The sequence below is a fragment of the Streptococcus sp. HMSC34B10 genome, assembly GCF_001839505.1.
GTDB classification, from domain to species: Bacteria; Bacillota; Bacilli; order Lactobacillales; family Streptococcaceae; genus Streptococcus; species Streptococcus peroris.
In genome coordinates, this window is sequence record NZ_KV841550.1 from 70,034 (window position 1) to 93,452 (window position 23,419).

Annotated in this window: 25 protein-coding genes; 8 read left to right on the top strand and 17 right to left on the bottom strand. The window is 39.0% G+C overall.

Translation table 11 applies throughout. The annotated features are described in order from the left end of the window. Positions 1-17 precede the first annotated feature (17 nt). The 9 genes from HMPREF3237_RS02960 to HMPREF3237_RS03000 form a co-directional block, all read right to left on the bottom strand. The gene (locus HMPREF3237_RS02960) at positions 18-1,682 is read right to left on the bottom strand and encodes a DAK2 domain-containing protein (RefSeq protein WP_070888781.1); all 1,665 of its coding nucleotides are present in this window, start codon (positions 1,680-1,682) and stop codon (positions 18-20) included. A 2-nt stretch (positions 1,683-1,684) separates the two neighbouring features. Beyond that, positions 1,685-2,050: an Asp23/Gls24 family envelope stress response protein gene (locus HMPREF3237_RS02965; RefSeq protein WP_025168752.1), complete on the bottom strand. Its 366-nt coding sequence runs from the start codon at positions 2,048-2,050 to the stop codon at positions 1,685-1,687. A 152-nt stretch (positions 2,051-2,202) separates the two neighbouring features. Continuing rightward, a complete protein-coding gene (gene rpmB / locus HMPREF3237_RS02970; RefSeq protein WP_006146171.1) occupies positions 2,203-2,391 on the bottom strand; it encodes a 50S ribosomal protein L28 in 189 nt (62 codons plus the stop codon). 105 nt (positions 2,392-2,496) lie between these two features. Further along, positions 2,497-3,171, bottom strand: coding sequence for a LiaF transmembrane domain-containing protein (locus tag HMPREF3237_RS02975; RefSeq protein WP_006146170.1), 675 nt, complete (start codon positions 3,169-3,171; stop codon positions 2,497-2,499). A 4-nt stretch (positions 3,172-3,175) separates the two neighbouring features. Continuing rightward, the gene (locus HMPREF3237_RS02980; protein ID WP_016466337.1) at positions 3,176-3,622 is read right to left on the bottom strand and encodes a LytTR family DNA-binding domain-containing protein; all 447 of its coding nucleotides are present in this window, start codon (positions 3,620-3,622) and stop codon (positions 3,176-3,178) included. Positions 3,623-3,740: 118 nt separating this feature from the next. Beyond that, positions 3,741-4,244, bottom strand: coding sequence for a phosphatase PAP2 family protein (locus HMPREF3237_RS02985; protein ID WP_070888782.1), 504 nt, complete (start codon positions 4,242-4,244; stop codon positions 3,741-3,743). Between the two features lie 101 nt (positions 4,245-4,345). Further along, the gene (locus HMPREF3237_RS02990; protein WP_006146167.1) at positions 4,346-6,106 is read right to left on the bottom strand and encodes an ABC transporter ATP-binding protein; all 1,761 of its coding nucleotides are present in this window, start codon (positions 6,104-6,106) and stop codon (positions 4,346-4,348) included. Continuing rightward, positions 6,096-7,865 (bottom strand): ABC transporter ATP-binding protein, encoded by a 1,770-nt coding sequence (locus HMPREF3237_RS02995; RefSeq protein ID WP_070888783.1) that lies wholly within the window; start codon positions 7,863-7,865, stop codon positions 6,096-6,098. Before HMPREF3237_RS02995 ends, HMPREF3237_RS02990 begins: the two co-directional genes overlap by 11 nt. Further along, entirely contained in the window at positions 7,849-8,310 is a 462-nt protein-coding gene (locus tag HMPREF3237_RS03000) for a MarR family winged helix-turn-helix transcriptional regulator (RefSeq protein WP_070888784.1), read from the bottom strand. The genes HMPREF3237_RS02995 and HMPREF3237_RS03000 overlap by 17 nt, the downstream gene beginning before the upstream one ends. Positions 8,311-8,518: 208 nt before the next feature. Between HMPREF3237_RS03000 and HMPREF3237_RS03005 the strand changes: the two genes are divergently transcribed. The 6 genes from HMPREF3237_RS03005 (at position 8,519) to HMPREF3237_RS03030 (ending at position 13,318) form a co-directional block, all read left to right on the top strand. Beyond that, complete coding sequence (locus HMPREF3237_RS03005) at positions 8,519-9,202, top strand: hypothetical protein (protein WP_070888785.1); 684 nt, start codon at positions 8,519-8,521, stop codon at positions 9,200-9,202. A 477-nt stretch (positions 9,203-9,679) separates the two neighbouring features. After that, complete coding sequence (locus HMPREF3237_RS03010) at positions 9,680-10,045, top strand: helix-turn-helix domain-containing protein (RefSeq protein WP_070888786.1); 366 nt, start codon at positions 9,680-9,682, stop codon at positions 10,043-10,045. Between the two features lie 12 nt (positions 10,046-10,057). Further along, positions 10,058-10,519, top strand: coding sequence for an ImmA/IrrE family metallo-endopeptidase (locus HMPREF3237_RS03015; RefSeq protein ID WP_070888787.1), 462 nt, complete (start codon positions 10,058-10,060; stop codon positions 10,517-10,519). A gap of 16 nt (positions 10,520-10,535) precedes the next feature. Continuing rightward, positions 10,536-10,910: a hypothetical protein gene (locus tag HMPREF3237_RS03020; protein WP_070888788.1), complete on the top strand. Its 375-nt coding sequence runs from the start codon at positions 10,536-10,538 to the stop codon at positions 10,908-10,910. Between the two features lie 184 nt (positions 10,911-11,094). Then, positions 11,095-12,069 (top strand): Abi family protein, encoded by a 975-nt coding sequence (locus HMPREF3237_RS03025; RefSeq protein ID WP_180364192.1) that lies wholly within the window; start codon positions 11,095-11,097, stop codon positions 12,067-12,069. A 121-nt stretch (positions 12,070-12,190) separates the two neighbouring features. Beyond that, positions 12,191-13,318 (top strand): tyrosine-type recombinase/integrase, encoded by a 1,128-nt coding sequence (locus HMPREF3237_RS03030; protein ID WP_070888790.1) that lies wholly within the window; start codon positions 12,191-12,193, stop codon positions 13,316-13,318. Between the two features lie 88 nt (positions 13,319-13,406). Here the strand turns inward: HMPREF3237_RS03030 and HMPREF3237_RS03035 are convergent, their stop codons facing one another. Both HMPREF3237_RS03035 and HMPREF3237_RS03040 read right to left on the bottom strand, forming a co-directional pair. Beyond that, a complete protein-coding gene (locus tag HMPREF3237_RS03035; RefSeq protein ID WP_070888791.1) occupies positions 13,407-14,123 on the bottom strand; it encodes a YebC/PmpR family DNA-binding transcriptional regulator in 717 nt (238 codons plus the stop codon). Positions 14,124-14,233: 110 nt separating this feature from the next. Further along, positions 14,234-15,604 (bottom strand): MATE family efflux transporter, encoded by a 1,371-nt coding sequence (locus HMPREF3237_RS03040; protein WP_070888792.1) that lies wholly within the window; start codon positions 15,602-15,604, stop codon positions 14,234-14,236. A gap of 119 nt (positions 15,605-15,723) precedes the next feature. Here HMPREF3237_RS03040 and HMPREF3237_RS03045 point away from each other — a divergent pair, with 119 nt between their 5' ends. Then, positions 15,724-16,278 (top strand): GNAT family N-acetyltransferase, encoded by a 555-nt coding sequence (locus HMPREF3237_RS03045; protein WP_070888793.1) that lies wholly within the window; start codon positions 15,724-15,726, stop codon positions 16,276-16,278. Between the two features lie 46 nt (positions 16,279-16,324). On the opposite strand, the gene recA is transcribed toward HMPREF3237_RS03045, so the two are convergent. The 6 genes from recA to HMPREF3237_RS03075 all read right to left on the bottom strand — a co-directional run bounded on the left by recA (position 16,325) and on the right by HMPREF3237_RS03075 (position 22,382). Continuing rightward, complete coding sequence (gene recA, locus HMPREF3237_RS03050) at positions 16,325-17,476, bottom strand: recombinase RecA (RefSeq protein WP_070888794.1); 1,152 nt, start codon at positions 17,474-17,476, stop codon at positions 16,325-16,327. A gap of 54 nt (positions 17,477-17,530) precedes the next feature. Beyond that, positions 17,531-18,787, bottom strand: a complete 1,257-nt coding sequence (locus HMPREF3237_RS03055) for a competence/damage-inducible protein A (protein WP_070888795.1) — start codon at positions 18,785-18,787, stop codon at positions 17,531-17,533. Positions 18,788-18,863: 76 nt separating this feature from the next. Continuing rightward, entirely contained in the window at positions 18,864-19,913 is a 1,050-nt protein-coding gene (locus tag HMPREF3237_RS03060) for a glycopolymer--peptidoglycan transferase LytR (protein ID WP_070888796.1), read from the bottom strand. A gap of 4 nt (positions 19,914-19,917) precedes the next feature. Further along, positions 19,918-20,439, bottom strand: a complete 522-nt coding sequence (locus tag HMPREF3237_RS03065; RefSeq protein WP_070888797.1) for a GNAT family N-acetyltransferase — start codon at positions 20,437-20,439, stop codon at positions 19,918-19,920. Next, positions 20,429-20,872 (bottom strand): tRNA (adenosine(37)-N6)-threonylcarbamoyltransferase complex ATPase subunit type 1 TsaE, encoded by a 444-nt coding sequence (gene tsaE, locus HMPREF3237_RS03070; protein ID WP_070888798.1) that lies wholly within the window; start codon positions 20,870-20,872, stop codon positions 20,429-20,431. The genes HMPREF3237_RS03065 and tsaE overlap by 11 nt, the downstream gene beginning before the upstream one ends. A gap of 88 nt (positions 20,873-20,960) precedes the next feature. Further along, the gene (locus HMPREF3237_RS03075; protein ID WP_070888799.1) at positions 20,961-22,382 is read right to left on the bottom strand and encodes an NCS2 family permease; all 1,422 of its coding nucleotides are present in this window, start codon (positions 22,380-22,382) and stop codon (positions 20,961-20,963) included. A 197-nt stretch (positions 22,383-22,579) separates the two neighbouring features. On the opposite strand from HMPREF3237_RS03075, the gene HMPREF3237_RS03080 reads away from it, so the two are divergent. Continuing rightward, complete coding sequence (locus tag HMPREF3237_RS03080) at positions 22,580-23,392, top strand: Cof-type HAD-IIB family hydrolase (RefSeq protein ID WP_006146154.1); 813 nt, start codon at positions 22,580-22,582, stop codon at positions 23,390-23,392. Positions 23,393-23,419 lie beyond the last annotated feature (27 nt).

A 23,419-nucleotide genomic window follows, 5' to 3' on the forward strand; every position in this document is an offset into this window, starting at 1 on the left:
CGTTTTCTATTTAATCTTTATTCCACACTGAAAAGATATGGGTAAACTGGTTGTTGACCGTGGTGGATTTCTACTTCGACATCTTCGAATTCTTCTGCGATTTCTTGAGCAATTTCATTTGCCAATTCTTCGCTTCCGTCTTCTCCAACATAGAAGGTTACGATTTCACTGTCCTCGTCCAACATATGCTTCAAGGTTTCAGTCAGAGTTTGGTGCATATCAGGGTTTGATACGAGGATCTTACCATCCACCATACCCAGATTGTCATTTTCATGGATTTCCAAACCATCAATAGTCGTGTCACGAACGGCTGTTGTGACGCTACCGCTGACAACGTCCCCAAGAGCCGCAGTCATGCGTTCTTGGTTTTCTTCGATAGACTTACTTGGGTCAAATGCTAGAAGGCTAGTCAATCCTTGAGGAATTGTACGAGCTTCTACTACAACAGCTGGTTGTTCCAATACTTCAGCTGCAGATTGAGCTGCCATGAAGATGTTTTTGTTGTTTGGCAAGAAGATGATGTTACGAGCATTAACTTTCTCAACAGCCTTGACAAAGTTTTCTGTCGAAGGGTTCATGGTTTGTCCACCCTCGATGACATAGTCCACACCTTGAGCACGGAAGATGTCTGCCAATCCTTGTCCAGCTACTACTGCGATAAGAGCATATTCTTTTTCTTCAGCTGGCTTGCTGACTTGAGCTTCTTTTTCTACTTGCGCTTCGTGTTGGTTACGCATGTTATCCACTTTAACCTTGACCAAGCTACCATATTTAAGACCTTCTTGCAAGACAAGTCCTGGATCTTCTGTATGGACGTGAACTTTAACGATTTCATCGTCATTGACAACAAGTAGAGAATCTCCAAGATCGTTCAAGTAGTTACGGAATTCTTCGTAGTCAAAGTCTTTCGCATAAGTTGGGCCTTGTTTAAGGGCAACCATGATTTCAGTACAGTAACCAAAAGTAATGTCTTCTGTTGCCACATGTCCAGCTACAGACTTGTGGTGTTCAGCATTGATCATCTCACTCATGTTTGCTGGAGTAGCAACAAAGTCCTCAGAAGCACTGTATTCACCAGTAAGAGCTGAAAGGAAACCTTCATAGATGAAGACCAAACCTTGACCACCTGAGTCCACAACTCCAACTTCCTTCAAAACCGGAAGCATTTCTGGAGTTTTAGCAAGGGCTGCTTTTGCTCCTTCCAAGGCCGCACGCATAACTTCAACTGCGTCATCTGTCTGTTCTGCTTTTTTCTTAGCACCGATGGCAGCTCCACGTGATACTGTCAAGATAGTTCCTTCAACGGGTTTCATAACAGCTTTGTAGGCTACTTCTACACCAGATTGGAAGGCAAGGGCCAAATCTTGACCAGTTAATTCATCTTTTTCCATGATAGCTTGTGAGAATCCACGGAAAAGTTGAGAAGTGATAACTCCTGAGTTTCCACGCGCACCCATCAATAGACCTTTAGCCAAGATACTTGCTGCTTCGCCAACGGTTGAAGCTGGTTTATCAGCTACTTCTTTGGCACCATTTTCGATGGTCATTCCCATATTCGTCCCTGTATCTCCGTCTGGAACTGGGAAAACGTTTAAGGAATTGACATATTCGGCTTGCTTATTCAAACGAGTTGAAGCAGCCTGTACCATTTCTTGAAATAAGCTTGTAGTAATATTTGACACGATTATTCTCCTACAACTTTGATATTTTGAATATAAACATTCACTGTTTGAGCTGTAATTCCTAGTTGGTTTTCCAAACTAAAACGTACACGTTCTTGAATGTTTTTTGAAACTTCACTAATTTTTGTTCCGTAACTTAATACAGTATAAACATCAACTGCAATGCTTCCATCTTCGGCTGCTTTTACGACAACACCTTTTGAATAATTTTCTTTCCCAAGTAGGGCTTGGAAATTATCTTTGAGGGCGTTTTTACTAGCCATACCGACTACACCAAAAATCTCAGTTGCTGCACCGCCTACAACGGTTGCAATCACGTCATCTGTCAGTTCGATTTGACCATCTTTTGTATTAATTTTTACAGTCATTTTCTTTACCTCAACTAGTTGATACTTTATTTTATCATATTTCAAGCCAAGTGTAAAAGCAGAATGCTGTATCAGCGGATATTTGCTTGATTTTTCAAATGATTTCAGCTTTCGAGCAAAAGAAAAAGACCTCAAAGGTCTTTGTTTCTTTATTAAACGCGTTCTACTTTTCCTGATTTCAAAGCACGAGCTGAAGCCCAAACTTTTTTAGGTTTACCATCGATAAGTACAGTAACTTTTTGAAGGTTTGGTTTTACGGCACGTTTAGTTTTGTTCATCGCGTGTGAACGGTTGTTTCCTGATACAGTCTTACGACCTGTAAAGTAACATACTTTAGCCATTATGTTTTCCTCCTATTAGATCTAATATAGCGGATGTGCTAGCACCACATACCGTACTATGTTACCACACTTTCGCATTTTTGACAAGGGGATTAGAAGATTTTTTTAATGAACATAGACAACTTCTAATTTCCCAAAAACTACGTCTCCACGGATAATCAAGGTTTTACTGGTTGGGGCTGTCGCCACTTCTACTTGCGGACTGCTAAACACTGATTCTACCCGAAGGTCCACTTTCCAATGCTCAGGGATATAAATGGTTGCACTTCCAAAAACTACGTCCACGCTTAATATTGCTACATCACCTAGAATATTTGCATTATCATAATAAATCTTAGCATCTCCAAAAACAGCTTCCGCTTGGTCTTCTACCAAGTCTTGGTCTTGATTATAAAAGGTCCCACTTCCAAAAATGATTTCCTTATCAGTAGGAACTTTTTTCTCTCTATTGTTCCAAAATTTCTTTCCACTCCAAGTTTTATTTGAGTGAGTCAACATACTTACTCCGAGAACGATTAGAACTCCCGCCCAGAACAGCGATTGATTGGGAATCGGTAAAATATCATAAAAATGATTGGCAATCAAGAGGGCCACTAAGGCTGTAAAAGAGGCTGAAGTGAAGTGGCGACGTAACAAAGCTTCAACTGATTGATAGGCAAAAAATGCAATACCTACCAAGGGCCAAATGTGCCCTCCCAAAGCAGGAATCCCAAAATTCCCCTGTAATAATACTAAAGCTGCCAATACTAGCAATACAATACCAAATGCTTTTTTTTTCATCTTCTTACCTCATGTTTCTTAGATTTTCTTTTAGGAGGGATTGGTAGTGCCTTGACACATGAACCTCCTTGTGGGTCTGATAAAAGGAAATAGTTCCTGTCCCTGAGAAGGACTTGTCCACCGAGTAGACCTGCCGAAGATTGGCAATGGTCGACTTAGATACTCGACTGAAATAGCGAGGCAGGATGGACTCTAACTCATAAAGCTTAAGTCTTACCTCATAGGCTTCTTTCTGGGTATGAGCGTAAATCTTGCTACCTTCTGTCTCAAAAAAGAGAATTTCTGACAAGTCTAAGTAGTACTCCCCCGTCCCCTTATAGAAAATTAACCTAGGAGCCTTGGTTTCTTGCAAGAGTCGTTGCAAATCAGCTATTTCATCTGTCAGGGCTGCAGCCTTGATGACAATCTCTGTCTCAGTTAGTTCACTATCAATCTCGATTCGTAACTTCATCCTATCTCCTTTCTGCATCTACTATACCAAAGCCTAGAAAACTTTACAAGAGCAAAAAAGCAAGTGGTTACTTTTAGCCCGTAAGTGGTTACGAGGCCAAGCCCACTTGCTTTGCTTTTTACAACATAAAGAAGAGAATTCCCCAGATAAGCCCACAAGCATAGCCAACCAGGACATCCTTGGGATAATGAACACCTCCTAAGACTCGCACAAGACCGAGAAAAGCTGATAAAATCAACAAAATCAAGCCCACAGGTAGATTTGCATGCAGGCAAGCCATGGAAATGATGGTGGCTGAAAAGACATGGCGACTAGGCATTGAATTACCCGAACTATCCTTGTCGAGTAAAGGGACAATCTCCCAAGCCTCGTAAGGACGAGGTTGATTGATCCACTTACGAACAAGCGTCAATAGGACAAAGCCAACAGCTGGCACCATGATATAGGTAGAAAATTCTTTCCCTAAGCCTTTACTTATAAAGTTTGTTCCCAACAAGGTCACGTAGGCTACTGGCATCAGAACTGTCATCATGCGATTAAAAACTCGCATCAGTTGCAATCCTTGTGGATGTCGAAGAAGACTTGCTTTTCTTTTATCGTACCATTCTTGATAGTGTTTCATGTTTTTCTCGTTATTCCTATTCTTTTCACAAGAAGCTTGCTAGCTTCTCCTACTCTAGTATAGTGTAGAAAAAGAAGGCCGTCAAGCCTTCTTTTGGATTACTATTCTTCTCCTTGGTCTTCTGTAAATTGACTATTGTAGAGGTCTGCATAGAAACCACCCTGAACCATCAGCTCTTCATGATTGCCTTGCTCGATGATATTTCCATCTTTCATGACTAGAATCAAATCAGCATTACGGATGGTTGACAAGCGATGGGCAATGACAAATGATGTGCGTCCTTCCATCAAATGGTCCATGGCTTTTTGAATCAATTCCTCTGTACGTGTGTCAACTGAGGATGTTGCTTCGTCCAGAATCAAGAGTGGAGCATCCTTGAGCAGGGCACGAGCAATGGTCAAGAGTTGCTTTTGACCAACTGACAAGGTCACCGTATCATCCAAGACTGTATCGTATCCATCAGGCAAGGTTGTGATAAAGTGATGAATCCCTACTGCTTTTGCTGCTTCTATCACGCGTTCGTCACTGATACCAGTTTGATTATAAATCAGATTGTCTCGAATGCTTCCTTCAAAGAGCCAGGTATCCTGCAAGACCATTGAAAAGGCATCGTGTACTTCTGAGCGCTTCATAGCCTTGGTATCCACACCATCAATGCGAATACTTCCCTTATCAATCTCATAGAATTTCATCAAGAGGTTAACAATGGTGGTCTTCCCAGCTCCGGTTGGTCCGACAATGGCGATCTTTTGACCTGCATGAGCTGTCGCAGAAAAGTCATGAATGATCGTTCGCTCCGGTGTGTAGCCAAATGAAACTCTGTCAAAGACCACTTCACCCTTCATGCCAGTCAATTGTCTTTCCTTATGAGATTCGTCTTCCATTTCAGCTTCGCCTAGAAATTCAAAAACACGAGTCATAGCTGCACTAGCCTGTTGCAAGTTCGTAATCCCTTGGGCAATTTGTGATAAGGGTTGTGAAAAGGTACGAACATAAACCATGAAGGCTACGATAATCCCGATAGTGATATGGCCTTCAAGAGCCAATGCAGCACCGACGATAATGACTAGAACATAACTAAAGTTCCCGACAAAGAACATAGCGGGCATCATAATCCCAGAGATAAATTGAGATTTCCAGATGCTATCATGTAGATTCTGATTCAGTCCTGCAAATCTTTCCTTGGTCATATCCACAGCGTTATAGCTGGTTACTACGTTGTGCCCAGAGTACATTTCTTCCACATAGCCATTTACAGCTGCGAGGTTGTTTTGTTGGGCTTTAAAGTAGCCCTGCGACTTGGCCATAATGACTGAAACAGCTGCAAAACCAACAAAAGTTGAAACTACCGTTACCAGTGCCAAAATCCAGTTCATGCCAAACATGGTAATTAAAACAGCAATTAGCAAGAAGCTAGCTGAGATAACTGTCCCTAGACTTTGATTGAGAGATTGAGCTGCCGTATCAACATCATTGGTTACTCGAGAGAGTGTATCCCCTTGAGAATGACGGTCAAAATAAGCAAGAGGCAGACGATTAATCTTTTCAGCGATAGCTGTCCGTAGACGTTTTGAGAAATGTTGGATACTAGTTGAAAAGATATAGGCTTGCGTATAGTTCAGGATAATCCCAATCACATAGAGGATAACCAAAAAGCTAGCAATACTTGAGACAGCCTCTAGGTCAATCTCTGCCATTAAGCCATCTGAGATTATGTTGGTGATTTCTTTGATCTTAGTTGGTCCATAAACCGTGATAATACTTGAACATATAGCCGCCACAACTGCGATTAGTAGGGGAAGTTGGAGACCTGCTAGAAAAGGTCTACACTGTTTCCATAAGGACATTTTCTTATTTTCCATGTTCCAATTCCTCCTTCGATAGTTGTGAATAGGCAATTTCTTGGTAAACTTCATTGCTTGCAAGAAGTTCCTTGTGGGTGCCTTGTCCCACGACTTTACCTTGATCCAAGACTAAGATCAGGTCTGCATCCATAATGGTTGAAATGCGTTGAGCAACGATTAACTTGGTCATGGATTGTGTTTTTTCAGCTAATACTTGACGCAAGATACGATCGGTCTTATAGTCCAAGGCTGAGAATGAATCATCAAAAATGAGAATCTCTGGTTTACGAGCCAAGGCGCGTGCAATGGCCAAACGTTGTCTTTGACCTCCTGAAAAGTTGGTCCCGCCTTGAGCTACTTCTGAAGCTATACCCGCTTCCTTATCTTCTATAAAGTTTTTAGATTGAGCCAATTCCAGAGCTTGCCACATGGCCGTCTCACTTAGTGGCGTTTCTTGACTCTTACCAAAGTCGAGATTGCCCTTAACATCTCCAGAAAAGAGCACAGCTTTTTGAGGGATATAGCCAACTTTATTCCGCAAATCTTCTAAGTCATAATTCTGTACATTGACGCCGTCTACTAGGATTTCTCCATCTGATACATCATAAAAACGAGGCAAGAGGTTCACAAGCGTCGATTTACCAGAACCAGTTGATCCGATAAAGGCAATGGTTTGCCCTGCTTCTGCCTTGAAGCTGACATGTTCCACAACTGCTTCTGAGTTTTTAGAGTAGCGGAAGGTTACGTCGCGGTATTCCACTTGACCTTGAATAGAAGAATCTGCCGTCTGTGGGTGATCAGGATTTTCAATAGAGGAATGAAGGCCCAAGACTTGATTGATACGACCTGCAGAAACCAAGGTACGAGGCAAGACGATAAAGAGAGCACCCATGAGTAAGAAGCCCATTACCACTTGCATAGCATAGGACATGAAGACCACCATATCGCTAAAGAGGGGTAGACGCTCTGTCAAGCTAGCGTCGTTGATAAGATAAGCACCAATCCAGTATATGGCAAGGACCAAGCCGCTAGAAATCGCCATCATAATAGGGTTCATAATGGCCATTAAGCGACTGACAAAGAGATTGAGTCGTGTGACTTCATCATTGGCTTCTTCGAATTTCTTATCTTGATATTCCTCAGCATTGTAAGCACGAACAACCCGAATCCCTGTCAAGCTTTCACGAGTAATACTGTTCAGTTTATCTGTCAATTTTTGAATGACAGATTGTTTAGGAAAGGCCAAAGTCATCAAGACAGTTGTCATCAGAACATTGACAATGACTGCCACCACTACTGCCCAAATCCAGTATTCAGACTTGCCAAGGATTTTACCAATGGCCCAAATAGCCATGATAGGACCACGAGTGACTACCTGAAGTCCCATGGTAAAGAGCATCTGAATCTGAGTGATATCGTTGGTCGTCCGAGTCAATAGACTGGGGATTGAGAAACGTTTAATTTCTATCTGTGAGTAATCCAAAACACGATTAAAAATATCGCTTCGTAGATGAGCCGTATAGGATGCTGCAACTCGAGCGGCAAAATATCCAACTATTACAGATGATAGGAAGGCTAAGAATGACAAACCCATCATCTTAGTTGCTGGCGACCAAAGGTCTCCCAACTCCGTACCTGGCGTTCCGAGTAATTCTGTTATTTTTGAAACGTAAGTCGGTACTTCTAACTCTAGATAGACCGAGCAACAGGTAAAGAGAACAGTCAAGAGAATCATTCCCCACTCTTTTCCTGTGATACGTTTAGCGAGTTTCTTCATTCTTACCTCCCATTTTCTCTACATTAGCCTGTAGTCGACCCATGACTTCTTCAAAAACAGCTAGTTTTTCCTCAGAAATTCCATCAAGTAGACTACGGTCGATCCGATCAAAGAAAGACTTGATTTGCTTCATCTGAGAGCGTGATTTTTCGGTCAAACGAACAAATTTCGCCCGTTTATCACTTGGACTCGCCTCCAACTCTACCAAACCATTTTGCACCATACGCTTGACCAAATTACTAGCAACTGACTTAGTGACATTGAGTTCTTGTTCAATATCTTTGATAAGTGTTAACTCCTGATCATGCTCACGACGATCTAAAAATCGTAGAACTTGTCCTTGTGGTCCACCCATAAATTCAATACCACAACGCTTAGCTTCCTGTTGCACCATCAGGTGAACCTGATGACCAAAACGTTTAAAAACTAACATCGGCTTATCCATGATTGCTCCTTTTTACACATAAATAGTTCTCTAGAGAACCAATAAGTTTTCATGAGAACTATTTTATCATTTTCAGAAAAGATGTCAAGAAAAAAGTTTCTATGAGAACTATTTTACTTACAATTGACATTAGCTTTTATTTTATCTATAATAAACACTATCTAATACGGAGAAAATCCTAGTCTGACTAGAAATGAGAAACTTACAAATGAAACAAAAAGAAGAAAAAATCTTAGGAATCATCGCCATCATCTTGGGAACGCTCGCGCTTCTTGGTTCCTGGTTGCCAATTATTAGTGTACTATCCTTTTTCTTTGCTATGCTTGCCATAGGTACCGGCGTGTTTGGTATTGGCCTCAATCTCAACAATCGAAAAACATTAGCCATTATCGGAACTAGCCTAGGTATTCTATCTATTTTTATTGTTTTAACAACGCAAGTACTCCCTTCTGGTGTTTTTACCGATCTAGCTAGAAATTTTCGTCATCCATATAAGAATCTGACCTCTTTAACTGAAGATGAAGAATTTGGAAACTTACCAGATTATAGATCAAATGAGGATAATGATGAAGAGGATACGAAAGATAGCGATGCCTTCACTTGGACACGAGAGCAATTTGATGCTTTGGTAGAAGGTGATACTGCAAACAGAGGAAAAGGTGGCTCCAACTACAAGGATATCATCAGCAAACATGGAATTCCAGATTCCGAAGCAGATTCATCTGTAGGAGGAAATGAGACAAAACGAATATCCTATACTTCATTTGGTTCTGATAGCAAAGCTGTTGTACTAACCTTTGCTAAACAGGATAATGGACAATTCCTTCTGATACATAAATACGCGATAGGCCTAAAGCAACAAGACAAAAAAGACTCTGGAATAAGAATTTAAAGACAACAAAAAGCGAACAGCTATTAAAGCTGTTCGCTTTTTCATTAGAATCCTTAAACAAATCTTTCAATTCATCAGGAAAGAGAATGTCGTAACAAACAAGGAACGCAGAGAAGCCCCAAAATATAAGCGTAAACAACGCCACAAACAATTCCAGAAAATTAGACACTGATTTTTTTGTTTTTCCTTTCTTTAAAATGTAAGTTAAAGAGTTGGCGAATTGTTTTATAAAACTCTTGACATTTTTAATGTATATTATTAAAATGAAAACATAATTAAAAACCTTGATAAAACCTTATATCTATCAATTCTCTTGCTCGCCAAAGCTATTTTATTTTTAGATAAGTTTTAACTTGTTTTTTTACTAACTCTTTAACTTACAAAAACTTTTTTAATATGTAACATTAACTTTGCCAAGCATTTTAATTAGAAATATTGAATATTTTTTGTCGTGTTCTCAGAAAGGTTGAAAAATCAATGTTTCAGACATTTGACAGAATTAAAGAACTTGCTAAAAAGCAAGGACTTTCAATAAATTTATTGGAAGAAAAACTAGGTTATAGTAGAAATACTATTTATAATCTAAAAAATTCAAAACCGTCCACTGAACGAATTTCAGAAATAGCAGATTACTTCAACGTGTCCACCGACTACCTCTTGGGACGCACAGATAATCCGAATATCGCTGGGGATTCAAAAGAGTATACCTGGCAAGGGAAACCACTAAATGTTGAAGAAATGTCATCTAATGTCATGATGTTCGGTGGTCGAGAATTAACAGACGAAAAGAAGAAAATCATACAGTCCATTATTGAAGGTTATCTAAAAGAAGCTAGTGATTAGAGGTACTGCTTAGTGACCGAAAAAGAAATTATAAGCCATTATCAAGTTCGTATTATTGATTTTGATGGAGATTTAATGCCTGATGAATTCGGATTTTATGAACAAGAAACTAATACAGCTTTCCTATCGAGTAAACTCAACAAAAAAGAGAGAGTTAAGGTACTATTGCATGAACTAGGACACAAGGACCACACACGTTCAGAGTACCAGAACACTCGCCTACGATGCGAAAATGAAGCTAATAGAAATATGATCCATCATCTGCTAGTTGATGCTTTGGGAGAATTGGACAATCCCCATGAATTTAATTATCTGAATTTCATGGAATACTATAATTTAAAAACCACTACTGAAAAGGTAATGGTTATGGAAGAATATCAAGCATTATTAAATTTTAACAAAGGTCAATTTTATGAAGAAGATAAAAACATTGATGACACTACTACTTCTGACTTCCTTTCTAGCTGCGTGTGAAGGAAATAAACCTAAAGTGTCTACTACAAATCAAGGACTTGCAAAATCAGAAGGAAAAGCTAAAATTAAACCTGCAAAAAATTTTAAATCTACTCCAATTGGTGAATACAAAATAGTTGATAATAATTTATATGGCGCATGGCCAGATAATACGAAATTAGTAATTGATGATAGTGTGGTTGAAGTTCTTGATCCAAGTAGCGTATTTACTAAATATTTAATATATCTGAACGGAGATAAAAATAAACCTGCTGTCTTAAAACTCTTTGTCGATGACAAGGAAAAATTTGATGTAACTAAAGTATCTAAATTTTATGTTCGTGCAAACGGAACACAAACATATAAGGGAAAAGAAATACCGCTTTTCTTAGTTGACGGATTTGAGTATTAAAAAATCCCCACACTCGCCTGCAAGCCAAAGTGTGAGGATATCTAAAAATTAAATTCAACAAAATGCTTGACAGAAGCTACCGAATAGATTATAATTTATATAATCTTAATGAACGAGTGCCGTCGCGCTCATGGAACGGGTCTTGCTGTCGCAAGACCTTTTCTTATTTTCTTGGAGGTATTCAGTGGATAAACCCTTTAAAAATATCGATGAACAATTAGACATATTACGGTCACGAAATTTAGAAATTGATGATGAAAAAGAAGCAAGAGAAGCGTTGACTATTTACGGTTATTATGAAATAGTCAACGGATATAAATCTTTTATCCTGGAATCTGGCAATAATGACAACTTCAAAGCAGGCGAAACGTTTTCTCATCTGTACTCTCTATATCAGCTAGATAAAGACATTCGGAACGGTGTTTTAGATGCTACGTTAGAAGTTGAGCTGAGTCTCAGAACAGCCATTGCTTATACAATCGCAGAAGACTTCGGAGAAAAACAAGCTGATTATCTAAACCCTAGAAACTATAGGCGAGGCCACAGACGTCAAAATTCCAACCGATATCCACTTTACCAGTTGCTAGATAAATTAAATAATATAGCGAATGACGATATCGAACCTTATAAGCATTATCGAGAAAATCACGGAAATATTCCTCCTTGGATACTTTTAAAAGGGACAAGTTTTGGAAATTTGGTGAACTTTTATAAATTGCTAAAACCAAAACAAAAAGATAAAGTTATATCAATTTGCACTGGGCTTCCTGAACAATTTATAACTGATTCAACAAAATCAATGTTCGCTCAGGCTCTTCGCCTAATTCATTCATATCGTAATCGTGCAGCACATAGTGGCAGATTATTTAGCTATCGCTCACAAAACATAATGGAATACAGCGAACCTCTACATGAAAAAATTATGGAAATCACAAGAGAAGAATATAACAATGGTGTTGGTCAAACTGGGCTCTTCACACTCCAAAATATTTTAAGTATATTTAAAAATCAGCGTTCTGGGTTCTTATTTGAATTTAATGTTTATTATTCAATAGGCTACCATTGTCAGTACTACCCATCAGATTTAGATTTATTATGTGAACAAACGATGATCAATAAAAACGATATGTTAAGAGGTATCGAAAAATACTCTAAATAAAACAAAAAAATCCCCACACTCGCCTGCAAGCTAGAATGTGAGGATGTACTGTATAGAAAGATAGGCATTAAAAAGCCCTCTTTACTATACCCATTTTATCAAGAAATGAGGTGAAAAGCAAATGTGGATGGAAAAATTACCCAATGGTAAGTATAAATTTTTCGAGCGTTATAAGGATCCGTATACCGAGAAATTAAAAAAAGTATCAGTCACAATGGAAAAGAAAACTTCCCAGTCACGAAATCAAGCAGCATTACTTTTGCAAGAAAAGATACAACAAAAACTAAATACGAAACAAGTAGAGAGTATTACTTTCGGAGAGATTTACAACCTTTTCTATCAGCAATGGGGAAAGACGGTTAAAGAATCAACAAAGCACTCTTACTCATTTATCGACAATGTTATAAAAGAAGAAATAAACGATGATATTCTTTTGATAAATATTGATAGACGTTTCATTCAAAAAAAGCTCGATAAAATCCTTGAAGCTAAATCCTATCACACTGCAAATAGAGTCCGAATCAGATTAAAGACCATCTTTGAGTATGCTCTAAAATATTCTTACATCGATAAGAACGAGGTGGATTTCACAAGTATTTCAAAGCCGTTGGAAACTGTGGAAGATATTGAGCAAAAACGCAAAAAGTTTCTAACAATGGATGAGATTAAACAACTTATTGATTCATTGAACAGTAAAAAATTCAATCAGAAATACGCTGATATGGTTCTTGTTCTAGCTCTTACTGGAATGCGTTATGGCGAACTTGCAGGCCTTCAATTAAAGAATATTGATTTCCAAAATAAAAAAATTGAAATCGCTGGAAATTTTGATTCAATTCATAAGATAAAAACAATCCCGAAGACAAGAAAATCAATCAGAACAATCCAGGTCTCTGAAGCAACACTTGAAGCCATTAAACAGCAAATAGTACGTCTCACTGAACGTTTCCAACCATTAACGAGTGATGATTATATTTTTTGCTTTGAAAGCTGGAATAGTCCAATAACATTATCGTCTTTCATTAAAATTATAAAAAAATACGGAGCAATGGCAGGAATAGATAAAAATCTATCTAGCCATGTTTTTCGACATTCTCACATTTCGTTTTTAGCAGAAGCTGGTCTTCCTATTAAGTCAATTATGGATCGTGTAGGACACGCAAATGCTAAAATGACACTAGAAATTTATTCTCATACAACTCAAGATATGGAAGATAAACTTGTTAAAAAACTAGATAGTATTTTTTAATTCTGCCTCTTTTCTGCCCCTTTTCTATTTTAAGATATAACAAAAACCCTTGAAATGATTGATATCTCAAGGGTTTGTTTTTATGTTTTTAGAATCCATCTACGTTTGTGTAGATTTTTTGCACGTCTTCGTCATCTTCAAGAACGCTGTACAATTTTTCAAATGTTTCTAAATCTTCACCTGTCAATTCTACTTCTGATTGAGGAATCATTTCAAGTTCTGTCACTTGGAATTCACTGATATCTGAGTCGCGAAGAACGCGCAGAGCTTTATGAAGGTCTGTTGGGGCAGTATAAACAGTAATTGTCCCATCTTCTGCTTCTACATCATCAACATCAACGTCTGCTTCAAGTAATTGCTCAAAGACTGCATCAGCATCGTCACCTGCAAATACGATGACACCCTTGTTATCAAAGAGGTAAGATACAGAACCTGAAGCCCCCATATTCCCTCCATTTTTACCAAAGGCTGCACGAACATTCGCAGCTGTACGGTTGACGTTTGAAGTCAAGGTATCAACAATCAGCATCGAACCATTTGGTCCAAAACCTTCGTAACGTCCTTCTGTAAAGGTTTCATCTGTGTTCCCTTTAGCTTTATCTAAGGCTTTATCGATAACGTGTTTTGGTACTTGTGCTTGTTTTGCACGTTCGATAACGAATTTCAAAGCTGAGTTTGATTCTGGATCTGGCTCACCTTTCTTAGCCGCTACATAGATTTCTACACCAAATTTTGCATATACTTTAGAGTTAGCTCCATCTTTAGCCGTTTTCTTGGCTACGATATTAGCCCATTTACGTCCCATTAGGAATCTCCTTTTTCACATTTTAATCTTTCTTATTATAACACAAGTCTGGTCAATTTTCACTAGAGGATGTGGATTTTCTTTATCAAAGAAAAGAGAATGACTGACATTTACTGGAGGGCTTGATTAGCTAAGAGTCTCTTACCTTCTTTCATCAATGGATGACGGGCAAATGACACGTACAATTGCAGAGTCATAGCTACCCAAATCAGAGGTTCACACAAGATAACACCTAGATAAGCTGACCAGGGAATAACGAACAACACGAAAGCAATCTTTCCGAATAATTCAATGAAACTAGACACAAGTGGAAGAGCTTTTTGGCCAAGACCTTGTAGACAATTTCGATAAATTAAGAGCAAACTAAGAATTGGATAGAAAGCTGAACTAATCCGAAGATATAAGCTACCGTTTTCGATGAGATAAGCATCATTGGAACTAGCAATCAAAGAAACCAAGCTAGGACTCATGAAGAATAGCAAGACACATACAAATATGCCCCATGCAATCCCTAGCCAACTTCCAATACGAATTCCTTGAACAATCCGATCCAGACGTTTAGCACCGTAATTTTGTGAAACAAAAGTTGTCATTGAAGCGGAGATCGAGGTCATCGGAAGTAGGGCAAAGGCCATAATCCGTCGTGCAGCAGTTTGAGCACTGATAATGACTGCACCGAGTGTATTGATAGATGATTGAAGGATTACACTACCAATCGAAACAATAGAACCCATCATTCCCATGGCTAGACCTTGTTCTAGCAAATCTTTATATAAGGCTTTATCCCACTTGAAATGTTGCTTATTTGGAAGCAGTTCAGGAACTTTCTTTTTGATATAATACAAGCATAAGAGAGCCGATAAACCTTGTGAGATAATCGTGGCAAGACCTGCAGACTGAACTCCCATGTGTAATTGGGTGATAAAATATAAATCTAGCACTACATTGATCAGAGCTGAAAAGATTAAAAAGCCAAGCGCAGCCAGGCTATCACCAATAGAGCGAAGTAAGCCTGCAAAAAGATTGTAGGCAAAGCTCACTCCTACACAACTCACAATCATCGATATATACTGATAGGATTGAGGCAAAATCTCTATAGGAGTCTCCAAATATTGGAGAAGGGGGTACAGACCTATAAAGCCTAGAATCATGACCAAAGCACTAAAAATAGCCCCTAAAATCCAAGTGGCAGCAACGGCTTCTTTAATTCTTACAAAATTTCGAGCACCATAGTAACGGGCAATCACAATCCCCATACCATTTCCAACGCCTAAAGTAAAGCCGATAATTAAATCAAAAATAGCCGTTGTCGCTCCAACAGCTGCTAAAGAATCTGGTCCCAAAAAATGCCCAACAATGACAATATCCGCCGTATTGTATAACTGTTGAAAAATATTAGAAAGTAGAATTGGTAAGGCAAAACTTAAGAGTGACGGCAAGATAGGGCCATGAATGAGGTCCACTGTTCGTTTTGTATTCATACAGCTATTATATCAGCTTTCTAGTAGAGGAACAAGGGAGGATTTATAGCAATTTATAGGAAAGCGCTTGCCTAGCTACTGACAATCTGGTATAATCGTGACAGAAAAGGAGTGTATGTATGAGCTTGACAAGCCAGTTAATTACTGATGTATTCCCAGACCTTGAAAAAGTTGAACACTTAAACAAGGAAGCCTTCCCTGAAGAAGAGCGAGTCTCTTTGGAAGAGTTTTTAAGTTACCAGGATAGAGATGACGCCAACTTTTTCGCCTTTTATAATGAGAAAGAATTTGTCGGCTTTGCCTTCGCTATTTCCAATCAAAAAGCTTTTTACATCAGCTTTTTTGCCATTATGCCTCACCTACGTAGTCATGGATATGGGAGAGAAATCATTGAAAAACTGACAGACTTCTATCAACGAACCATGATCCTTGAGGTGGAGCGATTGGACGAAGACTGCGATAACCTCGAACAGCGAAAGGCTCGCATGGATTTCTATCGACAAAACGGTTTTAAATCCGCAAATGCCTTTTTAGAGTATGATGGGCTGAGCTTTGAAATTCTTTACCGTGGGGATCACTTTGATGAGGAAGCCTACAGAGACATCTTTCAAAAATTACAAGATGAGAATTATTTTGATTTCCACATTAAATACCGTCGTTTCAGTGATCACTAGTTGTCATGAAACAAAAAAGTAGCAGAAAAACTGCTACTTTTTCTTTTTATTCTTCAATTTCGATTTCAAGAGCATCGCCCAAATCAAGAGTCACTTCTTGGTTAGAATCTGTATCAACCGCTACTGAACTTGCTTTAGAGCCTTCTTCCTCTTCAATCAAACCATATTGAACACGAACTTGGTGGTCAATTTCATCAAAGACTTCTGGATGATCTGCCAAGTATTTCTTGGCGTTCTCAGAACCTTGTCCGATTTTTTCACCCTTGTATGAGTACCAAGCGCCTGCCTTTTGGATGATATCCAAATCACTAGCAATCTTCAAGAGTTCACCAGTTCTAGAAATACCTTCTCCGTACATGATTTCAACAAGAGCTTCTTTGAACGGTGGAGCAACCTTGTTTTTCACAACTTTAATCTTAGTTTCTTTACCGACGTTAGTGTCTTTTTGATCACCAGTTCCCTTGATTTGTGTACTTCCACGCACATCCAAACGGACTGAAGCATAGAATTTAAGGGCGCGTCCACCAGGAGTTGTTTCTGGGTTACCAAACATAACTCCTACTTTTTCACGCAACTGGTTGATAAAGATGGCAATTGTCTTTGTCTTGTTGATAGAAGCACCAAGTTTACGCATAGCCTGGCTCATCATACGAGCTTGAAGACCAACGTGGCTATCTCCGATATCTCCATCGATTTCCGCACGAGGAACAAGAGCTGCAACTGAGTCAATAACGACAAGATCAACTGCACCTGAGTCAATCAATTTCCCTGCAATTTCAAGACCTTGCTCACCTGAATCTGGTTGTGACAAGAGCAATTCGTCAATGTTTACTCCAAGAGCTGCTGCATAAGCTGGATCAAGAGCGTGTTCCGCATCGATAAAGGCAGCAATTCCGCCTTCTTTTTGTGCCTGTGCTACAGCGTGAAGGGCTACTGTTGTCTTACCTGATGATTCTGGACCATAGATTTCAATAATACGTCCCTTTGGATAACCACCTGCACCAAGGGCAATATCAAGCGCTAAAGATCCTGAGCTCATTACTTGCACTTTTTGCTCTGCGCGTTCACCCAAACGCATGATTGACCCCTTACCAAAGTCTTTTTCAATCAATTTAAGAGCATCATTCAAAGCTTTTTCACGATCAGCTCCAAATTTTTTCCCAATTTCATCTAATTTTTTTGTTGGTTTTTTCGCCATTTTGTTCTCCTATATTTTAATGATTCTAAGAATCTTCTTCTATTATATCAAAAGTCAGTCACTTAATAAAGCTTTGCGAACTAAGTTAAAAGCATGCATAACCGCAATTTTACGAACATCTGCTCGGCTTCTTCCAGCTATATTGACCTGAACAATTTCTGTGCCTGATGCTTGAGACAAACCGATGAAAACTGTACCCGCTGGATGGCCTTCCAAACTATCTGGCCCCGCTACTCCTGTCAAGCTAACTCCAAAGTCTGATTGAGTTTTAAGCCGTGCCTGATTTGCCATATTTTCCGCTGTAAAGGCTGAAACAACTCCATGATTTTTCAGTTCTTCTCGTGGAATGTCTAACATCTTAGCTTTTTCTTCCAGACTATAAGTGACAAAACCACCTTTAAAGATAGCTGACACTCCCGAAAAATCTGCCAAAGTTGCTTGAAAAAGCCCGGCTGTCAAACTTTCTGCTGCTGTGATGGTTTTATGCTGCTTTTTCAACTCCTCAACAACTACACTGGCTAGACTTGTTTTCTCACCATAACCATAGCAAATATCCTTTAAATCAACCCCTTCAAAAGTCTGACGGTCAAGTATTTCTTTTTCCAGATTATCCAAGGCATTTCTGGCCTCGCTCTCACTGCGAGCTTTTGTAGACAAGCGAAGAGTCACCTCTCCCGTTTTTGCATAAGGGGCCAAGGTTGGATCTGTCTGTTCTTCAATTAAATCTGACAAAATGGTCACCAGCTGGCTCTCACCAATGCCAAAGAAACGCAGTACGCGTGAGTACAACTTAGCTCCTGTTGTCAATCTTGGCAACAATTCATTTAAAACCATGGGTTTTAGTTCACTTGGCGGACCTGGTAGGACAACATAAGTCACGCCATCTACCTCAATCATACCGCCAACTGCTAGCCCGGTTTCATTGGGTAGCGGGGTTGACCCCTGAACAATCTGAGCTTGACGTTCATTATTTGGAGTTCGAGCATAGTCTGGTCGATGAGCAAAGAAATCATCTAATTTGGCCTGCGCTTGAGCATCAAAAGTCAAATCACGCCCTAGAAATTTTGCCAAGGTTTGTTTGGTCAGATCATCCTCTGTTGGCCCCAATCCTCCCGTGAGGATAACTAGATTACTGCGGTTCTGAGCAATCTCCAACAGGGATAAAAGCCGAGCTTCATTATCTCCTACAGCTGTCTGGAAGTAGACATCTACTCCGATTTCAGCCAATTTTTCAGATAAAAACTGAGCATTGGTATTGACGATTTGACCTGTTAAAATTTCTGTCCCAACAGCTATTATTTCCGCTTTCATTTTTTCCTCCTACCTATCTATTCGGATTTCTTTGAAAAAATCGCAGGAAAATTCCTACGATTTGTGTATTCATTTTTTATGGCTCTAGTGGCACTTCTTGTTCCTGATCTTGAATGTAATCAGTGGTTTGTTGTATATTTCCATTAATATTTTCATATAGAACTGCATTTGTCTCTAATTTAGTTACCTCTGGTTGCCCCAGAGAACGACGTAAAATATTTTGCATTTCTAATATATGAGCAGTAGTTACAATTTGGTAAGACCCACCTTGAAGCATTGCATCCTCACCACGCAATTGCTGAGACTCAATATTCTTAAAGGAGTCTTGGTAACCCATCAACTGGGGAATCGTTGAGGTAGTAATCTCAATATTTGTCTGCATATTATCACTAAGAGCTTTCAAAATTTCTTGGTAATGACTGACACTATTCACACTAAGAATCTTCTCAACAATCTTTTGAATGACCTCACGCTGACGCTTCTGCCGACCATAGTCTCCTTCTGGGTCTTGATAGCGCATGCGTGAATAAACAAGAGCTTCTTCACCATTTAATTTTTGCTCACCAACGCCGATAGAAATCGTATTAAAAGGCTCCTGATCTTGAATAGAAATTGGGAATCCTAGAGTATTGTTTACAGTGATACCTCCCACAGCATCTACCATTTCTTGAAGTCCATGCATATTAACCATCACATAGCGGTCAATATGGATATTCATCATTTTTTGTATGGTTGATATGGCAAGCTCAGCTCCACCAGTAGCATAGGCAGCGTTTAGTTTAGCCTCCATGACACTACCATCAGGCTGTTGGATTTTTGTCAGAATATCACGTTCCAAACTCATCATAACAACTTTCTTGGTTTTGGGGTTGACTGTCACCAAAATCATAGAGTCACTGTTACCTACCCACTTGTCTGTACGCTCAACGTTTCCTGTGTCCACACCCATCAATAGGATTGTCAAAGGTTCAGTTGCCTCGATAACCTTCGTTTCTTCCCCGATTTTTTTATAGGTTTTGGCTAAAGTCTGTGTACTTTGTTGATAGATAGTGAAGGCATACGCTCCAACACCAATCACTGTTACAAGAACAAAGCCTAAAAACATTCCGATTATTTTTTTTACCATACCTTTATTCGTCTATCAGTCGACCCATTAGGTAAACGTCAAGAAACTCTCCTCCCTCTATACAAGCACCACGCTCCTGTAATCCTTCTACGATAAAGCCCATCTTTTTATATAGATGAACAGCCGCAAGATTGCGTTTTTGAACTGTCAATTGTAACCGTCGAATACTAGCACTCGTTTTAGCCCATTCAATAGCTTCTTCCATCAAAATACTTCCAAGACCATTCCCCCAGTATGCTTTTTTAATGCCCAAGAAGACATCACCAATATGTCGAACTCTCGGACGTTGATCCGCTGTAATATTGATGACACCTGCCAATTTATCATTTAAAAAAGCTAGTAAAGTAATTTGATTATCAGACTGAGACTGTTTGTCGATAAAATGCTGCATTTCGGATTTAGTCATTTCAATTCCATTTTCATCTAAACTCGTAAAGTTAGATTCCTGACCAATCTGATCTAAAAGTGCAATAAGAAATGAAGCATCTTGGACTTCTGCTTCACGGATTAAAAGATCACACTCCATCCATCAACCTCTGCAATAGTTCTGTTGCTCGTTGGCCGTGGGCATGAAAGACAACTTCACGTCCCTCACCATCTTTAAGAATTTCTAATTCGAGATAGTCTGATGGAAGAGCATCAGCTAATAGATGTCCCCATTCAATCACTGTCACACCTGAACCAAAAAGAAATTCATCCAAATCGATAGAATCTGCGTCCCCTTCGATACGATAAACATCTAAGTGATATAAAGGTAGATGTCCTTCATATTCCCGAACAATGGTATAGGTAGGACTCTTAATCATTTGATGAATACCTAATCCTTTTGCCAAACCTTTTGTTAGAGTGGTTTTCCCAGCACCTAATTCACCAGTCAAAATCAATACATCATTTTTCTCTAGCAAAGAGCCTAACTCTTGCCCAAGAGTAATGAGTTCATCTTCATTTTTTGTGTGCATGTTTTTATTATACCAAAAAGTTTTCTTTTGCGATATTTCTACTAATAAAAAAGGAGGAGAATTCTCCTCCTTTTTTTAGGTTTTATCATTATTTAAGAGCCATACTGATGTAGTTCAAGATGAACAAAGCATCCAAAATCCAAATCATGACATGTACTTCTTTGATTTTACCTTTAACAATCTTCGTCAAAGTATAAGTCAAGAAACCAACGGCAATCCCTTGTGTAATGGAGTAACTGAATCCCATAAAGATAGAAGTGAAGAAAGCTGGAACAGCTTCTGACATATCATCCCAAGGGATATTTTTCAAGTTAGAAAGCATCATAATTCCGACAATAATCAAAATTGGGGCAGTCGCAGCCGTTGGAACAATCGCTAAAAGTGGACTAAAGAAGCTAGATAAAGCAAAACAGATAGCAACAACTAGTGCTGTCAAACCAGTACGTCCACCAGCACCGATACCCGCTGCAGATTCAACATAGGTCGTAACGTTTGAAGTACCTGCAATGGCACCTACTGAAGTTGCAACCAAGTCAGAATAAAGAGCTTTATCTAATTTAACAGACTGATGATTTTCACCATTTGTTGCAACGATACCAACTTTTTCACCGGTACCGATAAGAGTACCAATAGTATCAAAAATATCTGTCAATGAGAAGGCTAGAATGGCCATCAAAGTTTCTGGTAAACGAGAAGTATTTGAAATCAGAGATCCTAATCCTTCTGAACCAAGAGCGGCACCAAATAAGGTTCCTAAATCATTTACTGCTGATGAAAGGTTATTGCTAGCGAAATCAATACTTGACACATTAACAAGACCAACCGCAATCGCAAGAACTGTCGTTGTTAAAATAGAAAGGATGATACCACCTTTGATACCTTTAACAACAAAGAAGATTGTGATGGCAAGACCTGCAAGAGCAACCAATACTGCTGAAGTATTGAAATCTACCAAACCTGGAACGGCCGCTGAATTTGCAGTAAGAGCTGCTTGAGCCTTATCTGCTCCTTCACCCGCAACCGTATAAGTACCTGGATCGATTGAAAATTTCAAAAGACCAGCATTCTTAATACCAACATAAGCAAGGAAAACACCGATACCTGCTGAAATTGCTGAACGAAGTGTTGTAGGAATGGATTCAATGATCATTTTACGAACTTTAGTCAGAGTAATCATCAGTGAAATAACTCCACAAATGAAGACCATTCCAAGAGCTTCTTTCCAAGTATAGCCCATACCAAATACGACTGTAAAGGTGAAGAAGGCATTTAATCCCATACCTGGTGCTTGTGCATATGGCAAGTTAGCGTAGAAAGCCATCATCAAAGTTCCCACTACAGAACCGATGATTGTTGCTAAGAACACACCTTGAACAGGCATGCCTGTTTGTGAAAGTATTTGAGGGTTTACAAAGAGAATATAACTCATTGCAAAGAAAGTAGTTAAACCAGCAAGAACCTCTGTACGGACATCTGTCCCATGTTCTTTTAGTTTAAAGAGTTTGTCCATTTTTAATCTCCTTTGTCATTTTACGAACAATATGAATATTATATCATCAATCATTCATCTTTTCAAGATTTTTGTACTGGATTATAAAAATCTTATGAGATATTATTCCTCTTCTTTTTAACTTATTGTCTGCTTTTCTCTCTTCTTTTTGATATAATAGAGAGCACCTTATCTGAAACTAGATTCGGGAGGATTTTATGACTAAAAAAATGATTGCCGTTGATTTAGACGGAACCCTACTCAACTCTGAAAGCAAACTTTCTGACTTTACTATTGAAACAATAAAAAAAATCTCTAAAAAAGGCCACCAAGTCGTTATTACAACTGGTCGACCTTACCGTATGGCCAAAGATTTTTATGACCAACTTGAGCTTGAAACACCTATGATTAACTTCAACGGTTCGCTCACTCACCTACCTGGTAGGGCTTGGAAACATGAAAAATGCCTTACTGTAGACAAAGAATACCTCTTGGATATCGTGAAACGAAAAGAGGAGATTGAGGCCGACTTTATCGCAGGTGAATACCGTAAAAAGTTTTACATTACAGCCCCGGACAAAGAAATTGCCGATCCTAAATTGTTTGGTATTGAAAATTTTCGCCCAGAAAATCAATTCAAGTCTGATTTAGTGACCAAGGGACCTAACTGTATTTTATTGAAAACTAGGGCCGACGATAAATATGCACTTGCAGAAGAGATGAACAGCTTCTACAAGCACCAACTTAATATTAACACTTGGGGTGGGCCTTTAAACATCCTTGAATGTACTCCTAAAGGAGTCCACAAAGCCTTTGCCCTTGAATATCTTCTCAATGTCATGAATAAAGACAAACAGGATTTGATTGCTTTTGGTGACGAACATAATGACCAAGAAATGCTTTCTTTTGCAGGCAAAGGTTATGCCATGAAAAATGCTAATCCTGCTCTATTGCCTTTCGCAGACGAGCAATTACCATTAACCAATGAAGAAGATGGCGTCGCTCAGTTTTTACAAGAGAGATTCCTCTAAAACCATGACTTATAATTCATCAGTTCC

What these genes read in the sequence shown, in the direction of transcription:
- HMPREF3237_RS02965 (WP_025168752.1), bottom strand. Translation starts at nt 2,050, where the DNA reads ATGACTGTAAAAATTAATACAAAAGATGGTCAAATCGAACTGACAGAT.
- rpmB (WP_006146171.1), bottom strand. Translation starts at nt 2,391, where the DNA reads ATGGCTAAAGTATGTTACTTTACAGGTCGTAAGACTGTATCAGGAAAC.
- HMPREF3237_RS02975 (WP_006146170.1), bottom strand. Translation starts at nt 3,171, where the DNA reads ATGAAAAAAAAAGCATTTGGTATTGTATTGCTAGTATTGGCAGCTTTA.
- HMPREF3237_RS02980 (WP_016466337.1), bottom strand. Translation starts at nt 3,622, where the DNA reads ATGAAGTTACGAATCGAGATTGATAGTGAACTAACTGAGACAGAGATT.
- HMPREF3237_RS02985 (WP_070888782.1), bottom strand. Translation starts at nt 4,244, where the DNA reads ATGAAACACTATCAAGAATGGTACGATAAAAGAAAAGCAAGTCTTCTT.
- HMPREF3237_RS02990 (WP_006146167.1), bottom strand. Translation starts at nt 6,106, where the DNA reads ATGGAAAATAAGAAAATGTCCTTATGGAAACAGTGTAGACCTTTTCTA.
- HMPREF3237_RS02995 (WP_070888783.1), bottom strand. Translation starts at nt 7,865, where the DNA reads ATGAAGAAACTCGCTAAACGTATCACAGGAAAAGAGTGGGGAATGATT.
- HMPREF3237_RS03000 (WP_070888784.1), bottom strand. Translation starts at nt 8,310, where the DNA reads ATGGATAAGCCGATGTTAGTTTTTAAACGTTTTGGTCATCAGGTTCAC.
- HMPREF3237_RS03005 (WP_070888785.1), top strand. Translation starts at nt 8,519, where the DNA reads ATGAAACAAAAAGAAGAAAAAATCTTAGGAATCATCGCCATCATCTTG.
- HMPREF3237_RS03010 (WP_070888786.1), top strand. Translation starts at nt 9,680, where the DNA reads ATGTTTCAGACATTTGACAGAATTAAAGAACTTGCTAAAAAGCAAGGA.
- HMPREF3237_RS03030 (WP_070888790.1), top strand. Translation starts at nt 12,191, where the DNA reads ATGTGGATGGAAAAATTACCCAATGGTAAGTATAAATTTTTCGAGCGT.
- HMPREF3237_RS03035 (WP_070888791.1), bottom strand. Translation starts at nt 14,123, where the DNA reads ATGGGACGTAAATGGGCTAATATCGTAGCCAAGAAAACGGCTAAAGAT.
- HMPREF3237_RS03040 (WP_070888792.1), bottom strand. Translation starts at nt 15,604, where the DNA reads ATGAATACAAAACGAACAGTGGACCTCATTCATGGCCCTATCTTGCCG.
- HMPREF3237_RS03045 (WP_070888793.1), top strand. Translation starts at nt 15,724, where the DNA reads ATGAGCTTGACAAGCCAGTTAATTACTGATGTATTCCCAGACCTTGAA.
- recA (WP_070888794.1), bottom strand. Translation starts at nt 17,476, where the DNA reads ATGGCGAAAAAACCAACAAAAAAATTAGATGAAATTGGGAAAAAATTT.
- HMPREF3237_RS03055 (WP_070888795.1), bottom strand. Translation starts at nt 18,787, where the DNA reads ATGAAAGCGGAAATAATAGCTGTTGGGACAGAAATTTTAACAGGTCAA.
- HMPREF3237_RS03060 (WP_070888796.1), bottom strand. Translation starts at nt 19,913, where the DNA reads ATGGTAAAAAAAATAATCGGAATGTTTTTAGGCTTTGTTCTTGTAACA.
- HMPREF3237_RS03065 (WP_070888797.1), bottom strand. Translation starts at nt 20,439, where the DNA reads ATGGAGTGTGATCTTTTAATCCGTGAAGCAGAAGTCCAAGATGCTTCA.
- tsaE (WP_070888798.1), bottom strand. Translation starts at nt 20,872, where the DNA reads ATGCACACAAAAAATGAAGATGAACTCATTACTCTTGGGCAAGAGTTA.
- HMPREF3237_RS03075 (WP_070888799.1), bottom strand. Translation starts at nt 22,382, where the DNA reads ATGGACAAACTCTTTAAACTAAAAGAACATGGGACAGATGTCCGTACA.
- HMPREF3237_RS03080 (WP_006146154.1), top strand. Translation starts at nt 22,580, where the DNA reads ATGACTAAAAAAATGATTGCCGTTGATTTAGACGGAACCCTACTCAAC.